A 16204-nucleotide genomic window follows, 5' to 3' on the forward strand; every position below is an offset into this window, starting at 1 on the left:
TTATTTTTGTTGAAGTGCTGTTTTCGTTTCAGGAATGCAGAACTTTGAGTGTCTTTTATAATTAGATATCATGAACTCAAATCATTCCCTCCTGCAAAACCTAAAGTCATTCCTGGTTCTGATTCTGATTCCTTCAATCGCTTTTTTATTAAATCATGCCGATCGAAACCGGATTTCATCCAGGGTATCCTATGAATCTTTCCTTCATACAACAGCTGGACAACTAATGAAGGAATGCCGTACTAAAGGACTGTCCAGGCCTGACCTTCCGGAACAGGCTGCATTGCAGGAGTACTTCATGACTCTGGACCCATCTCTGGGAAGAGTTCCTTCAGAACGGCTAATGAATGCATTTCATAAACTGAATGAAAAACAATTAAAATCAACGGCTTATCAATTGCAATGGCTTGGGAAGTCAGTTGTAATGGGTGGACGAACCAGGGCAATCATGTGGGATCCAAATGATGCAACCGGTAAAAAAGTATGGGCAGGCAGTGTTACCGGAGGATTATGGTATAACCCCGATATCACTTCTGAGATTTCTCTGTGGCAACCAGTGAGTGATATGTGGCCAAATATGGTAATCAGCTGCATCACTTCTGACCCTAATAATCCGTCAACTTTTTACGTGGGAACAGGAGAATCACAAACAGCCCTTATAACTTATCGGGAATCGTCCGGCAGGGGAGTGGGGATATGGAAAACAATAAATGGTGGACAATCATTTTCTTTGCTGGCAAGTACTGCAGATTTTGCTTACATCACAAAGCTGATAGTCAGGAATGAAAATGGAAATAGTGTGGTATATGCCGGTGTTGTTTCAGGCACCTATAAAGGTAGCATCTGGCAAAGTCAACCGTCTGATGGATTATTCCGGTCCGCTGATGGTGGGGCTTCCTGGCAGCAGGTCTTACCGGACATTACAAATGAAAGTGTTCCTTATGCCCCTGCTGATGTGCAATTGGGTGCAGATGGCCGAATATTTGTTGGCACAGTTGCGAATATTGAAGGTAAAGGTGGAGGTACCATCTTATTTTCTGACCTGGGGACACCCGGCTCATGGACAGAATATACGGATATACGCACTATCATTGAAAATGATCCGCTCAATAGTCAGCCTTACCGCGTTGTTCTGGCACCTGCACCATCCAGCCAGAATATTATTTACGCAGCTATCTCATCTGGTACTCTAAGCCCCACTACAAACCCGGTTTATAAAGGATATTATTTAGTTAAGTCTTCAGATAAAGGGGTTACCTGGCAGCAAATCAATACACCTGATGGCGGAGGAGACTGGGCAAACCTGGCCTGGCATGCAATGGATATTGCTGTCGACCCTAATACTCCTTCAACGGTTTATGCAGGCGGATTAGACATGTACCGCACTACAAATTCAGGTACCAGTTGGGAGCTACTTTCTGATTGGTCACTAATGTATTACGGTGGAGGAGATAATTATCTTCATGCTGATCAGCATGTAATTGCTTATAAGCCGGGCTCTTCTTCCGAAATGCTTTTTGGGACCGATGGAGGTGTTTTTTATTCAAATAATGGGAATGCCGTCAAACCAGTATTCAGTCAAAAAAACAAGAACTTTAACACATTACAGTTTTATACTTGTGCAATGCATCCGGGAGCCGGAACCGAAAAATACTTAGGGGGCTTGCAGGATAATGGCACTTTATTGTATAAGGGAACTCCTTTATCAATAAACGATATGGTAACCGGTGGAGATGGCGCTTACTGTTTCTGGGATCAGGATGAGAGCAATCTCACCATTACATCATATTATTATAATAGATACACAATTTTTAATAATGGCTTCCAGGCGGGCTATGTTGATGCCTATAGTGGAACATTCATTAGTCCAGCTGATTACCATCATTCCAGGAATACTTTGTATGCTAATGCCGTAGATCTTTGGGGAGGAAATGCCAACACAATACTCAGGGTAGCTAATATTCCTACTAGCGGATATAGCTTCATTAATACCGGGACCTCAACTACGGCCTACTATTCCGCTGTGAAAGTTTCACCTTATTCAACAGCTGGGAATACCAGGATTTTTCTTGGAACTGTCTCCGGCCGACTCTTTAAGCTTGAAAATGCGCAGGCATCTCCTCTGTCAACCGAAATTGGAAGCCCTGATTTCCCCCCGGCTAACATCTCCTGTATCGAAATCGGGGGTTCAGAAGATACTCTGCTAGTCACATTCAGTAACTATGGAGTCTCTTCAATCTGGCAAACCTGCAATGGGGGAACTGACTGGAGAGAGGTGGAAGGTGATTTGCCGGATATGCCGGTTCGATGGGTAATTTATCATCCCCAAAATCCTAACCAGGCTATGATCGCTACAGAGTTAGGTGTTTGGACCACAAGTAGTTTGCAGAAAGAGATTGTTTACTGGCAGCCTCAAATCAATGGAATGGCCAATGTAAGGGTAGATATGCTGAACTTAAGAAAATCCGATTTAACTGTTCTTGCAGCAAGCCATGGAAGAGGACTTTTTACCACTACATTTTCATATGATGTAACAACGGGTGTCAACCAGCAATTAGCGACTTCCTGGAATGTATATAGTGATGGCGGGAAACACAGCTTAATCATTCAGAATCCTGTTTCCTCAAAGCCTTTTTCAGTTTGTATTTATACTTTGAGTGGAATAAAAATGTTTGAGACGGAAATCCCTGAGCTTACCAATGGATATAATCTGGAGATGACACCTTCAATGAGGGGAGCATTTGTTGTTGAAATTAATCAGAATGGTGTCCGGAAATATTCAGGTAAGGTTTTATTATGGTAGATTAACCTTTGAATAACGAACTTGTACAAGGCCTGAAGGATAACTGATGCATTCATTGAGTTTCAGATGCCTCAATTGATCCACTTTCGCGAATAATGGTTTTCCTTTACCAAGAATAATTGGGTGAATGGAAATAATGTAATCATCGATCAGCCCGGCATTTTCCAATATCGCTGCGATCTCTCCACCCCCAACCAACCATATGTTTTTTCCTTGACTATTTTTCAACTCCTGAACAAAAGGAATAATATCCTCATGAATATATTTAATTTCAGGATGAGGTTCAGGATGCTGATCCCTGCTGAAAACGTAATTCTTTTTTCCCGAATATGGGAATTCTTCAAACCCTTTAATAATATCGAAGGTCTTACGGCCAGTTAAGGTAGCGTCGATGGATTCATAGAATTCCTCGTAACCGTAATCAGCATCAGTAAATAGCCAGCTGATATCATCTTTTTCAGTTGCGATAAAACCATCCAGACTACAAGCAACGAAATACTGCACTCTTCTCATCGCGGCATTCAATTATTTGAATGAACCAATGGCTTTTGCAAATCCGTTATCTGATCGGAGATAAATAGGATAGAATCCCTTGTCATCAAAGAGGTTTCGTGCTATGAAAGCTTTCATAAGTTCACGGATTTTCCCTGACGAAGTCACAATTTCACTCTGGGTGGGTTTGATGCCGTTTTTTTCAGCGAAACTGATGAATTCCTTATATACTGCTTCTGAAATGACAAACCCACTATCAAAGGAATTCACCTCTTTGAAACGTTTGAACTCCTGTCTGTGAAGGTCAGTATAATCAAAAGCAAATTGGTACAGTATACCTTTGTTGAAGGATTCATTGTAGAATTTGAATTCAGGTCTTCTTTCAAGGGGAATAAAAACATCAGGCATAATTCCTCCACCGCCATAAACTGTTTTACCGGCTGGAGTTTTATATTTGAGAGAATCAACCAGCTTTACACTATCAGCATTTTCAAGTTCTCCATCTTCATAACGATGATAGTACTCCATATAATAGTCTTCGGTTCCGTTAGTATATGGCTTTTGAATGCATCTTCCGGTAGGTGTATAATATCGCGCCACTGTTAAGCGCAGAGCAGAACCATCAGAAAGATTGATCTGTTCCTGTACAAGTCCTTTCCCAAATGACCGACGCCCAATAATTGTCCCCCGATCATTGTCCTGGATTGCACCTGCCACAATTTCACTCGCTGAAGCTGATCCTTCATCAATCAATACTGTTACAGGCAAATCATCCCATTCCCCTTCAGAAGAAGAACTGGCTGTTTGTTTTGGACGATGCAATCCCTGGGTATAAACAATAATTTTACCGGCAGGAAGAAATTCATCGGCAACGGCAATGGCTTCATTCAGGTATCCTCCGGAGTTTCCCCTCAGATCAAGGACAAGTTTCCTGACCCCTGATTTTTTCAGATCCTGCATGGCTTTGACTAATTCCTCATGTGTTGTGGCACTGAACTTGCTCAGTTTGATATATCCAATATCTGATTTTACTTTATAGGAAATGTCCACACTCCATGTGGGAATAGCGGCCCTTGTAATAGTAAAATCTATAGGCTTGTGAAGTCCCCTTCTGAAAATAGTAACTTTAACCTTTGTGCCTTTGGGGCCTTTCAGCTTTTTCATCACCATCTCATTTGTAATCTTGATATTCGAAATAGCTGTATCATTCACTTTTATAATCCTGTCACCTGCCAATAAGCCCAGTTTCTCCGAAGGTCCGCCAGGTACTGTATTTATAACCATAACCGTATCTCTTTCAATCCTGAATTGAACACCAATGCCATCAAAGTTACCTAGCAGAGGATCATTGGCGTCATGAAAATCAGATGCAGAAATATACTGGGAATGAGGATCCAGGCTCATCAACATCCCATCAATTGCCTCTCTCTGCAGGTTCTCCGGATTAATGGTATCAACATAATTCTGATCAATAAAATGAATGAGTTCATTAAGTGTATTCTTGCTACTGCCCAACTTGACCAACGGGTGTTGCAATGAGAAAGATACTCTCACCAGGTAGTAACCCAGGACAATTCCGACAATGAGTACAAGTGCAAATGCTATTGGAAGATAAATATAGGGACGACGGTTTCCTTGCATCAGTGAATAATTAAGTTAAAATCATGGCTAAAACATATGTGCCATAATGAATACAAAACTATACAAAATCAGTGTTGTATAATGTCAGCACTTGTTAAATAGAGTTAAACAACAGTGACTAAGTCAAATCCAACTCTGAAAGGTAAGATCATTTTTCTACTTTTGTGGACAACGTTTTTAAGACAGATTCATAAGTGGTTATTAATTTAAAGTCCTTCACTGAATGAGTAAAGGAAATCTGGTTGTGGATATGGGTAATACCCTCACTAAAGTAGCTCTTTTTGAAAACGGGCAACTTCAGGATTTTATCCGTTTACCAGGTTCCGATTATGAACAATTAAATAAGATATTTCAAAACTACCCGGATATACATGCATGTATGATCTCATCAGTTGGTGAGACTAAGCAGGCAATCTATGCCAAAGTGATTACGAATTGCAAATTGATGTTTCTGGATAATTCAGTCATGTTGCCATTCGTAAATAAATACTCCACTCCCTTAACTCTGGGAAATGACAGGTTGGCTGGAATGGCCGCTGCAAGAGAATTATTCCCAGGGCAGGATGTATTGGTTGTGGATACTGGCACTGCAATTACATTCGACCTGATGAATTCTTATGGTGAATATCTTGGTGGTTCAATTGCACCGGGTATTGCGATGCGTTATAAGGCTCTGCATACTTTTACTCAACGCCTTCCGTTATTAGAGATGGATCAGGATAATGTTCCATTGATTGGAAATTCAACCCTTCAATGTATTCATTCCGGTGTTTTAAATGGCGTTGTCCATGAGGTTGAAGGCATGATAAACAGTTACTTGGAGCAATTTCCAGACTTGAATATTATTTTAACCGGAGGAGATCAGAATTATTTTGATAAACAATTAAAAATTAAGACCTTTGCAGCCCCAAATTTGGTCCTTTTTGGACTCAACATTTTACTCAACTATAACCTTGAGAATCAAGAACTATAAAAAATTAATCCTTTCATTTGCCATTGGATTAATGCCATTTGTACTGTTGTCACAAACAGGGAATACGCCTTATTCCAGGTATGGAATTGGGAAATTGTATTCTAATAGCAACAGTTATTATATGGCAATGGGAGGATCTGCTATTGGTGTCCGGAGCCCCTTGTTTGTTAATCCATATAATCCGGCTTCCTATACTTCTTTTGATAGTACAAGCTTCATTTTCGATGCGGCTATGTTTGCAAATGCGGTAACATTAAAGACTTCAGCAGCCTCAGAGAAGCTGAATGATGCCGGTCTTGCCTATATTACCATGGGATTTCCAATAACACGCTGGTGGAAATCCAGCCTTGGTGTTCTCCCTTATTCAGTGATGGGATACAAAATCGGGATTGATAGTGTATTGTCAGGGTTTGGTAAGGTAGAATACAGTTATTCAGGAAATGGTGGATTAAACAGGGCATATATCGGGAATGCATTCCAGCCGTTTAAGAATCTTTCAGTAGGAGTGAACCTCTCCTATATCTTTGGTACTCTTGATAAAGAGCGTTCTGTCAGTTTTCCGGATTCAACCTATATTTTCGGCTCCAAATTAATCAATTCAACTATTGTAAGGAATCTGCACCTGGAGTTCGGCTTACAATACCACGATATTTTGAAAAACGGAACATCACTTACTGCAGGATTGACTTTCAGCCCTAATCAGTCATTGGGTACAACTTACGACTTCCTTGCGGTAAGTTATTTTCATAATTATACATCCAACCTGGATGTTACTACTGATACAGCAGTATTTGAATCAGGGAAGTCCGGCAGCATCGGGATTCCATTAAGTATTGGAGGTGGATTTTCACTTGCAAAGCAAAATCGATGGTTGGCTACTGCAGATATACAATACCAGAAATGGGAAGATTTCAGTTTTCTGGGTTCTTCTGGTTTACTCAAGAATAGTTTAAGGATTTCTGTTGGCGGTCAATATAAACCTTCACCCCTCGATATCGGGAAATACTACAATAGAATCAATTACAGAATGGGATTTAAGTTCGAACAAAGTAACCTCGAACTGCGGAATACCAGGTTGAATGATTTTGGCATAAGTTTTGGAATAGGATTGCCTATGAAGAAATCCCGTTCAACCGTGAACCTGGCAATTGAACTAGGAACTTTCGGTACTACCGATAACCAGTTGATCAAGGAAAATTACTTCAGGTTTACAGTTGGAGCCTCAATGTTCGAAAAATGGTTCCTCAAAAGAAAGTACGATTAGATTTTTATCAAAATCCACACAAAATGAAAAAGGGTAGTTTAATAGTTCTGGTCTTCCTTGCTTTTGCATTACTTGCTGGAAGTCAGTTGTTTGCGCAACAGGGTGGTAAAATGCCTAAGTATGGAAATGATAGTGTGCAATGTGTTACGCATCTTTCACTCTATCGGGAATTCTATAAGCAAAAAAACTTCGATGATGCTATTCCGCATTGGAGATGGGTATTTGCAAACTGCCCATTGGCCAGCCAGAATCTTTATATCGATGGTTCTAAAATTGTCGGGTATATGATTGGGAAAGCCAAAGATGCTGCTCAAAGAAATAAACTCATTGATACTTTGATGATGGTTTATGATCAAAGGATCACCTATTTTGGCAAAGAAGGGTATGTTCGTGGCCGTCAGGCAATGGAACTTAACAATTTCCGTCCTCAGGATACACTTATAATCTACAATTACCTTCGCCAATCAATTAGTCTGGAAGGACTGAATTCTGATCCACTCATTACATCCAGCTATTTTATCATCACCGATATGCTGGTGAAAGGGGGCAGGTATCCAAGCGACACTTTGGCATCAGCTTATGACGACCTGAGTGATCTGGTCGATATGAATATGACTGAAAATAAAGCTGATTCTGTCAAGTTTGCTTCCTGGAACAATGTTAAAGCCACCCTTGAAACAATTTTTGAACCTTATGCCACCTGTGATCAATTAATCAGGATCTATACCAAAAAGTTTGAGAAATCACCAGAGGATACCAATTTATTGAAGAAAATCACCAGGATACTGGATAAGAAAGATTGCACCAAGTCAGAACTTTTCTTCCAGGCTACCGAAACCCTGCACAAAATCAAACCAACAGGTCAGTCTGCATACCTCATGGGTATGATGTATTGGAAAAAGGAAGACAACACCAAGGCGGAAAGTTATTTCCTTGAAGCTATTCCTTTGATTGAGGACACGCAGAAAGCAAAAGTTTACTATTATTTGGCGATTCTGAACTTTGACCGGAAAAGTTTTAGTGCTGCACGTTCTTATGCACTTAAAACATTGGCAATCAATCCTAATGATGGGAAATCATATATGCTGATTGGGGATATGTACGCCAGTAGTGCAGCCAGTTGCGGTTCCGATGAAATTAGTGAAAGAGCAGCCTATTGGGCAGCAGTGGATAAGTATAATAGGGCAAAACAAGTTGATCCCACTGTTGCTGATGATGCAAACTCTAAAATTGCCACTTATTCCAGGCATTTTCCTTCACAAGAGAGATTATTCTTCCACGATATTAAGTTGGGCGAAAGCTATACCGTTGGCTGCTGGATTAACGAAGTTACAACAGTAAGGGCTGCTCATTAAACAATTATATCTTCCTTCTGCAATGGGCAATCGTAGTCCCGTTATTATTAAAAAGATTTCTTTTACCTGCATTGTTGTCATCATCATGGCAACAATGCTTTTTTCATGCAGTAATGACATTGAAAAAGTAAAAGAACTTACCACACTGGATTCAATCCCGGATATTACAGTTAAAAAGATTAAAGTGAAGCAGAGTGAAGGGGGTATAATTACCTTAGAAATGATTGCCCCTAAACTTCAATCTTATCAGGGGAAAGATCCATATACTGAGTTTCCTGAAGGAATCAGGATTGTTTTTTTTGATTCGTTGATGAGGCCTAAATCCGAATTAACAGCGAAATATGGGATCAGTTGGGATAATAAGAAGATCATGGAGGCAAAAGGAGATGTTGTAGTGAAAAATTATGCAAAGCATGCTCAATTAAATACAGAACATCTGACCTGGGATGAGAATAAAAGGAAAATGTTTTCTGATCAGTTTGTTAAGATTTCTACACCGGAAAAAATTATCACAGGAAAAAGCATGGAGTCAGACGAGGTATTTGATAATTGGGTAGTGAGGAATGTTTCAGGGACTTTCTATGTTAAGGAGCAGCGCTAATCAATACGGTTATCCAACCTGTATCGCATCATAAGTAAATATTCCCTTATATTTGATAATGAATATCAGGAATGAAGTCCTGCCATTTTTAAACCATTCATGGATTTAGGTCTTACAATCATCTTAACACTCGTTTTTTCTGCATTCTTTTCAGGAATGGAGATAGCATTCGTGAGTGCCAATAAGTTAAAAATTGAATTAGACAAAAGTAAGGGCTTTGTATCAGCAAAAGTCCTCTCCGGTTTCATGCAGAAACCCTCCGGTTTTATTGGTGCTATGCTACTTGGAAACAATGTTGCTTTGGTCATCTACGGAATTGCAATGGCATCATTACTTGATGCTTTTCTGCTTGCTTATCTGCCCCCATTTTTTCATTCAGAGGCAACCATACTGCTGCTGCAAACCATTCTCTCAACATTAATAATCCTGATTCTGGCTGAATTTCTCCCCAAAGTACTTTTTAGGATTAATCCCAATGCCCTGTTAAACTTATTCGCTGTTCCGGCATATTTACTCTACCTATTGTTATATCCATTGATTTACCTTTTTATCGGGATCTCTGAATTTATACTTAAACACCTGGTAGGAATAAAAACAGGGATTCAGGGATATCAATTTACCGCACTTGACCTGGATGAATATATCAGGGATTTTTATTCGCCTCAAACAGATCAGCAGGAAGGTGAGCAAGAAATCCAGATGATTCAGAATGTTATGGATTTTCATGTCACGAAGGTTCGGGAATGTATGGTTCCCCGAAATGAGATTGTGGCTGCAGATGAAATGGATTCAATACAGGAATTACACTCAATATTCCTTGAATCTGACCATTCGAAAATATTAGTATACCAGGGTACAGTCGATCATATTATAGGGTATGTCCATTTATATGACCTTTTCTCCAAACCAGCTACAATTAAACAAGTTGCTAAACCTGTTCTGCTGGTTCCGGAAACTATTACTGCCAGCAAAGTATTGAATATGCTGATAGAACAAAGAAAAAGTGTCGCCGTTATTGTTGATGAATTTGGGGGGACAGCTGGTATGGTCACCACAGAAGACCTTATTGAAGAAATTTTTGGAGAAATTGAAGATGAATTTGACCTGGAAGAATTCACTGAGAAACAAAATGATCCCAATGAGTTCATTTTTGCCGGAAGACTTGAGATAGATTATCTTAATAAAGAATACTCCCTCGAATTACCGGAATCTGCTGAATATGAAACTTTGGCTGGTTTAATTATACATTATCACCAAAGTATACCTTCAGTCGGAGAACAAATAAGTATTCTGGATTTAACTTTTACAATTCTCGAAGCCACAGAAACACGGATAGAAAAAGTACAGTTGAATCTTATTTCCAGATAGCTTTCCCAATTTTGAATCAGACGGGTTTACCTATCTGGATACAATATTCAGGATATAGAACCATTTTATCCTATAAATATTTCCTGTTACCATGGCAAAACATCTAATTCCTTCATTCATAAATATTTTAATACTCCTTTAATTCACTTAAATATCAAATATATTTTTCAACTTCCAGATTTATTGTAAATTTGCACCTCTTTTTCAAAAACTATAAAAAAATACAAATGGCTATTATCGGAGAAATTCGTAAACATTATTGGTTACTTGTCGCCATTATTGGTGTTGCACTTCTACTCTTTGTTCTAAGTGATTTTTCAAGGAAAAGGACCAAGCAGACTACGACCATTGGAACTATAGCCGGAGAGAAGGTTTCTGCTATGGAGTTCAACAAGAAGGTTGAAGACAATATTGAAATTCAGAAAGCTAACACTGGCAAGCAAAACCTTACTGCTGATGAGGCGTTCCAGATCCGTCAGGGAACCTGGCAACAAGTTCTGAATGAGGTCATAATGAATAAACAATATGAGAAACTGGGGATCTCTGTTACTAAAGAAGAACTGAGTGACCTTATCAGGGGTAAAAACCCTCACTCATATATATTACAGAGTTTTACAGATCCAAACACCGGTAAGTTTGATCAAAAGGCTGTAGATAACTTCCTCCAGAATCTGGATAATGTTGAACCTGCTATGAAGGCTCGGTATTTATCCATGGAAAAAGCTATCAAAGAAGATCGTTTGACTAACAAATTCAATAATCTGCTTATCAAAGGGTTTTATGTTCCTACTGCTTTCGCCAGTCGTAATTATGATGAAACCAACAAAATGGCCCAGGTCCGTCTGACAGGTGTGCGATATCAGATTGTTTCTGATAGCACGGTAACGGTTACTGATGCTGATTATGAAAAATATTACAAGGAAAACAGCTTCCGTTATGTCCAGGATAAACCTGTCCGTGATCTGGAATATGTTCTTTTTGACCCAAAACCATCAGAAGAGGACATGATGAAAATCAAGAGTGACATAAAAATGCTCTACGAAGAATTTGGAGCTGTTACTGATGTCCCTGGTTTTGTTAACGCTAATTCGGATACCCGATATGACAGCACCTGGAAAAAGCGTGGCTCTTTTTCACCTTATATTGACTCATTGCTCTTTAGTTTACCTATCGGTATCGTAATGGAACCATTCGAGGATAATGGTATGCTTAGAATATTCAGGGTTGTAGATAAACAAGCAAGACCTGATTCATTGAAAGCCAGTCACATCCTGATCTCATATGCAGGTACTCCTATAGAGACTGCAAAACGCTCCAAAGAAGCTGCTGTTAAAGAGTCGGATAGCATCCTGGCCATGGTGAAAAAGAATCCGGCTTTGTTTGAAACAATTGCTGCCAATAATTCAGATGATGAAACAGCTAAGAAACAAAGTGGTGACCTTGGTTGGTTTGTTGACGGTGCAATGGTTCCTGCATTTAATGATGCAGTAATTAAAGGCTCAGTGGGTGATATTGTCAAGGTTGAAACACAGTTTGGCTATCATATTATTAAAATTACCGGTAAAAAAGACCCTGAGACAAAAATCAGGGTAGCCAGTGTTGATCGCCGGATAGAAGCCAGTGCAAAAACCATTGAAAAAATCTACAATGAAGCCAGCCTTTTTGCAGCTGATAACAATACAATTGAAAAGTTTGATAAAGCTATCAAGGATAAAGGATTGGAACTTCGCACTTCTGACCGTACCGATGCAATGGCTGACAAATTACCTGGAGTGGATCGTGCACGTGAAATTGTTCGCTGGGCTTTTAATGAAGATACTAAAAAAGGAACAGTATCAAATGTGTTTGATACAGAAGGACTCTATGTGATTGCTGCTGTTAAAACAGTTGTGGAAAAAGGTCCTGTTCCTCTTGATGTTCTCAAAGAATCGATTAAACCACTGGTAATCCGCGAAAAGAAAGCGGAATTAATCACCAAAAAGATTAATAATCAGTTTGCCAAACTAAAAGACATTAATACTATTATCCAGGAATATAAGGTAAAAATTGACACTGTTGAGGTTTCCTTTGCAAGTGCAAATATCCCTGGATTTGGTCATGAGCCTAAGGTTGTCGGAAGTCTCTTTTCCATGAAGAAAGGTCAGATGTCGGCACCAATTCAGGGTGAACAGGCTGTATATATTTTGATCTTTGATGGAATGAAAGAAGCTCCGGCAACGAAGGAATTTGAAAACCAAAAACGTCAAATTGCCATGAACTTCCAGTCCAGAATCTATCAGGTGATGAATATTCTGCAGGAAAAGGCAGATATTAAAGATAATAGGATACTATTCTACTAGGATACTTGATTGGTCAAAAGCAAGGCTGGCAGTTCTTCTGTCAGCCTTTCTTTTTATATCCATATAAAGTCTCTTTGCTGGATCGTTTTGATGAAATATGTAACCCTGAAGCAAATAAATATACAGTAAGTCACTCCTGTTTATCGAAATGGAAGCTCGGGTTTAAGTTTTCTGAACGGTAGTTTTAGACTAGCTGAAGCCGATTTGCATCCTGCTTAATAAAGATAAATACCAGGATAGTAAAAGCCCAAAGGGAAGATCCTCCATAGCTGTAGAAGGGGAGAGGGATGCCTACAACAGGCATGAGGCCGATAGTCATTCCAATATTTACAAAGAAATGAAAGAACAATATGGAGGCAACACCATAGCCATATATTCTGCTGAAATCGGATCGCTGTCGTTCCGCCAAAAGAATAATCCTGACACAGAGATAAATATAAAGGGAGATCACAAATAGGGCTCCAAGAAACCCCCATTCCTCACCTACAGTGCAAAATATAAAGTCAGTACTTTGTTCCGGCACAAAATTAAATTTTGTTTGAGTGCCTTTAAGAAATCCTTTTCCTACTAATCCCCCTGAACCTATCGCAATTTTTGATTGATTTACATTGTAACCGGCTCCCTTTAAATCAATCTCTTTTCCCAAAAGAACGTTGATACGTGTTTTCTGATGAGGTTCCAGAATATTCTCAAATGCATAATCCAGCGCAAAAGTAAAAGCTGCAGCAATAATGAATATTCCGATAAGTGTCATGATGTTTTTTCTGTTGCGCCTGATAAATAGCATCATAGCTGCAATAATCACAGCCAGGATTCCAATGACCCAATACCTGTCGAACATCAAGGTCACAATCGACAACATGGCTGTTGCTACACCAATGAGCAGAATAACACCGGAAAGGCCTTGACGATAGAGTACCAGAACCAGTGATGTGTAAACAATTGCAGAGCCCGTATCATTTTGAAGGAGTATAAGTAATGCAGGAACACCAATCAAAATCAACGGTATTATTTTAGACTTAGGTCGCTGCTTGTCAAAGTCGAGGGTGCTGAGATACCTTGCAATAGCCAGTGTTGTAGCAAATTTGGCGAATTCGGCAGGTTGAAGGGCAAAGCTGCCAATTTGAAACCATGATTTTGAACCGGAAATTTCCTTCCCTAAAACAAGAACCGCAATAAGCAATAGGATTGTAGATCCATAAATGATGTATGCAAAGGCAGGGAAGAACTTAACATCAGTGAGCATAACCATTAAAGCCAATCCAAGGGCTGTGACTATCCATAGAGCCTGTTTACCATAGGCTTGTGAAAGGTCAAAAATACTCGCGTGCTGGTCGTTATATACCGCGGCATATATGTTTACCCATCCTGTAATCACCAATAGCAGGTAAATGAACAGCATAGGCTTGTCAATATTACGTAAGATTCCTTTTTCCTCTTTCAATTGTTAAGAAGGTTCATGTTTAATATCCGATCCTCAAGGTCTTTCCTTGTGATTTTCCTTTTTACGTACTTTTCAATCATTAGTGAAGCAATAGGTGCTGCATAGGTAGATCCAAATCCGGCATTCTCCACAATCACACAAATAGCAATCTTTGGATTATCCAGGGGAGCAAATCCAATGAATACTGAATGAGGTTTACCGTGAGGGTTATCTGCTGTACCTGTTTTCCCTGCCATAGGGATGCTGTCCATTTTGTATGCCCTGGCTGTACCCATTTCAACAACTTCCTCCATCCCTTTTCTGACAACATCCACATACTCAGGTTGTATGCTGATGATATTTCTTTTTTTTGTAAAATCGGTCAGGTTCTTTTCTGTTCCTAATGCCCGAACAATATGAGGAGGATAAAACCATCCCCGGTTGGCCACCATGGCTGAATAATTAACCAGCTGCAATGGTGTCACTGTGATTTCCCCCTGACCAATAGAAAGTGATCGAACCGTCATTGCATTCCAATGACCGGCACCATAAATCTTATCAAAGAATTCAGCAGTAGGGAGAATACCTTTTACTTCATAAGGTAAGTCAGATTCAAGAGACCTGCCAAATCCCATGCTCAAAAGATGGTTCCTCCATACATTATATCGCTCTTTTACTGAACCATAATCCTGGTCATTCATCAATGCCCTGAAAACCTGCCAATGGAATGGATTACAGGATTGCTGAATAGCTGTATAAACATCAAGGGGACTTTGGTGATTATGAGTACATCGTATCGGTGAGGAGCCTGGTCCCTGGCAGGAAAATCGTGTTGCAGAGGTGATAACTCCTTCCTGTAGGCCAATAAGATCGTTTGCCATCTTAAAAGTGGATCCTGGTGGATAAGTTCCTGCAATTGCACGATTGAGTAAAGGCTTAATGGGATCTTTATTCAGAAGGTCAAAATTCTTACCTCTCACCCTTCCAACAAGCAGATTCGGATCATATCCAGGGCTGGATAGAAAACAAAGGATTTCTCCGGTTTTAGGTTCTATCGCAACAACACTTCCTCTCTTATTCTGCATAAGCAACTCCCCATAGGCCTGTAATTCAGCATCAAGACCAGTGTAAAGGTCATTCCCCATCACTGCAGCGGTGTCATATTTTCCGTTCTCGAAACTACCCACATCTCTGTTAAATACATCCACCATCCGAATTTTCAATCCCTTTACCCCTCGCAATTCATCTTCATATGATCTTTCAATACCACTTATACCTATATAGTCTCCCTGCCTGTAATAAGGATCTTTCTCAATTTGCTTCTGAGTTACTTCCCCAATATATCCCATGATATGAGCTCCTATAGCCATCGGATATTTTCGTAAAGTCCTCGGTTGAACAAAGAAGCCCTGGAAGCGGTAAAGCTTTTCTTCAATATAACCATAGGTTTCTTTTGAGATTTGCTTTTCGAAAGCAGTTGCAAGGTGGGGAGAATAATCCCTTGCTTTCTTCATGCGATCAATGAAACCTTGCTTTTCAATCTCAAGAAGGCGACAAATTTCTGCTGTATCAATATTTTTGACCTGGTTAGGAATTACCATCAGATCATAAACTGCTTCATTATAAACGATCAGTTTGCCGTTTCTGTCATAGATCAGGCCTCGTGCAGGGAATTGAGTAACATACCTGAGTACATTGTTATTTGCAGAAAGGGTATAACTCCGGTCAACAATCTGAATGTAAAACAGGCGCAAAATATAAATGAATCCAATAACTATGAATGTCGTAACAATCACGATTTTTCGATCGGCATAAATACGACTGGCCATTGAGAATCAGTTAGATAAAGTAAATTGGAAGGGCATACCCGAATAAACAAAAATACATTTTTCACACAATACTTTATAAAGGATCAGAAGACTGTTATAGAAAGTTAAGAACAATC

The 16204-nt window shown here is 39.6% G+C and carries 11 protein-coding genes; 7 read left to right on the top strand and 4 right to left on the bottom strand.

Going from position 1 to position 16204, the window contains the following annotated elements:
• The first annotated feature begins 70 nt into the window (after positions 1-70).
• Positions 71-2803: an exo-alpha-sialidase gene (locus IPH84_08165; GenBank protein MBK7173194.1), complete on the top strand. Its 2733-nt coding sequence runs from the start codon at positions 71-73 to the stop codon at positions 2801-2803.
• Here the strand turns inward: IPH84_08165 and IPH84_08170 are convergent.
• Positions 2795-3316 carry a dihydrofolate reductase gene (locus IPH84_08170; protein MBK7173195.1) on the bottom strand — a complete coding sequence of 174 codons (522 nt, stop codon included), beginning with the start codon at positions 3314-3316 and terminating at the stop codon, positions 2795-2797. The two genes, IPH84_08165 and IPH84_08170, sit on opposite strands and share 9 nt — an antisense overlap.
• A 12-nt stretch (positions 3317-3328) precedes the next feature.
• Positions 3329-4936 (bottom strand): S41 family peptidase, encoded by a 1608-nt coding sequence (locus IPH84_08175; GenBank protein ID MBK7173196.1) that lies wholly within the window; start codon positions 4934-4936, stop codon positions 3329-3331.
• 223 nt (positions 4937-5159) lie between these two features.
• Between IPH84_08175 and IPH84_08180 the strand changes: the two genes are divergently transcribed.
• The 6 genes from IPH84_08180 to IPH84_08205 all read left to right on the top strand — a co-directional run bounded on the left by IPH84_08180 (position 5160) and on the right by IPH84_08205 (position 12836).
• Entirely contained in the window at positions 5160-5909 is a 750-nt protein-coding gene (locus IPH84_08180; GenBank protein ID MBK7173197.1) for a type III pantothenate kinase, read from the top strand.
• Complete coding sequence (locus tag IPH84_08185; protein MBK7173198.1) at positions 5890-7173, top strand: hypothetical protein; 1284 nt, start codon at positions 5890-5892, stop codon at positions 7171-7173. The genes IPH84_08180 and IPH84_08185 overlap by 20 nt, the downstream gene beginning before the upstream one ends.
• Positions 7174-7196: 23 nt before the next feature.
• Positions 7197-8528: a tetratricopeptide repeat protein gene (locus IPH84_08190; GenBank protein ID MBK7173199.1), complete on the top strand. Its 1332-nt coding sequence runs from the start codon at positions 7197-7199 to the stop codon at positions 8526-8528.
• Between the two features lie 85 nt (positions 8529-8613).
• Positions 8614-9129 carry an LPS export ABC transporter periplasmic protein LptC gene (lptC, locus tag IPH84_08195; protein ID MBK7173200.1) on the top strand — a complete coding sequence of 172 codons (516 nt, stop codon included), beginning with the start codon at positions 8614-8616 and terminating at the stop codon, positions 9127-9129.
• A 156-nt stretch (positions 9130-9285) separates the two neighbouring features.
• Complete coding sequence (locus IPH84_08200) at positions 9286-10497, top strand: HlyC/CorC family transporter (protein ID MBK7173201.1); 1212 nt, start codon at positions 9286-9288, stop codon at positions 10495-10497.
• Between the two features lie 227 nt (positions 10498-10724).
• Positions 10725-12836, top strand: coding sequence for a peptidylprolyl isomerase (locus IPH84_08205; GenBank protein MBK7173202.1), 2112 nt, complete (start codon positions 10725-10727; stop codon positions 12834-12836).
• A gap of 184 nt (positions 12837-13020) precedes the next feature.
• On the opposite strand, the gene rodA is transcribed toward IPH84_08205, so the two are convergent.
• Both rodA and mrdA read right to left on the bottom strand, forming a co-directional pair.
• Entirely contained in the window at positions 13021-14238 is a 1218-nt protein-coding gene (gene rodA, locus IPH84_08210; GenBank protein ID MBK7173203.1) for a rod shape-determining protein RodA, read from the bottom strand.
• 38 nt (positions 14239-14276) lie between these two features.
• A complete protein-coding gene (gene mrdA / locus IPH84_08215; protein ID MBK7173204.1) occupies positions 14277-16088 on the bottom strand; it encodes a penicillin-binding protein 2 in 1812 nt (603 codons plus the stop codon).
• Positions 16089-16204: the final 116 nt, after the last annotated feature.

It is taken from the genome of Bacteroidales bacterium (assembly GCA_016707785.1).
Lineage (GTDB): Bacteria > Bacteroidota > Bacteroidia > Bacteroidales > UBA4417 > UBA4417.

Excerpts from the sequence above, each read along its gene's own strand:
- IPH84_08165 (MBK7173194.1), top strand. The coding sequence starts at position 71 with ATGAACTCAAATCATTCCCTCCTGCAAAACCTAAAGTCATTCCTGGTT.
- IPH84_08170 (MBK7173195.1), bottom strand. The coding sequence starts at position 3,316 with ATGAGAAGAGTGCAGTATTTCGTTGCTTGTAGTCTGGATGGTTTTATC.
- IPH84_08175 (MBK7173196.1), bottom strand. The coding sequence starts at position 4,936 with ATGCAAGGAAACCGTCGTCCCTATATTTATCTTCCAATAGCATTTGCA.
- IPH84_08180 (MBK7173197.1), top strand. The coding sequence starts at position 5,160 with ATGAGTAAAGGAAATCTGGTTGTGGATATGGGTAATACCCTCACTAAA.
- IPH84_08190 (MBK7173199.1), top strand. The coding sequence starts at position 7,197 with ATGAAAAAGGGTAGTTTAATAGTTCTGGTCTTCCTTGCTTTTGCATTA.
- lptC (MBK7173200.1), top strand. The coding sequence starts at position 8,614 with ATGGCAACAATGCTTTTTTCATGCAGTAATGACATTGAAAAAGTAAAA.
- IPH84_08200 (MBK7173201.1), top strand. The coding sequence starts at position 9,286 with ATGGAGATAGCATTCGTGAGTGCCAATAAGTTAAAAATTGAATTAGAC.
- IPH84_08205 (MBK7173202.1), top strand. The coding sequence starts at position 10,725 with ATGGCTATTATCGGAGAAATTCGTAAACATTATTGGTTACTTGTCGCC.
- rodA (MBK7173203.1), bottom strand. The coding sequence starts at position 14,238 with ATGCTGTTCATTTACCTGCTATTGGTGATTACAGGATGGGTAAACATA.
- mrdA (MBK7173204.1), bottom strand. The coding sequence starts at position 16,088 with ATGGCCAGTCGTATTTATGCCGATCGAAAAATCGTGATTGTTACGACA.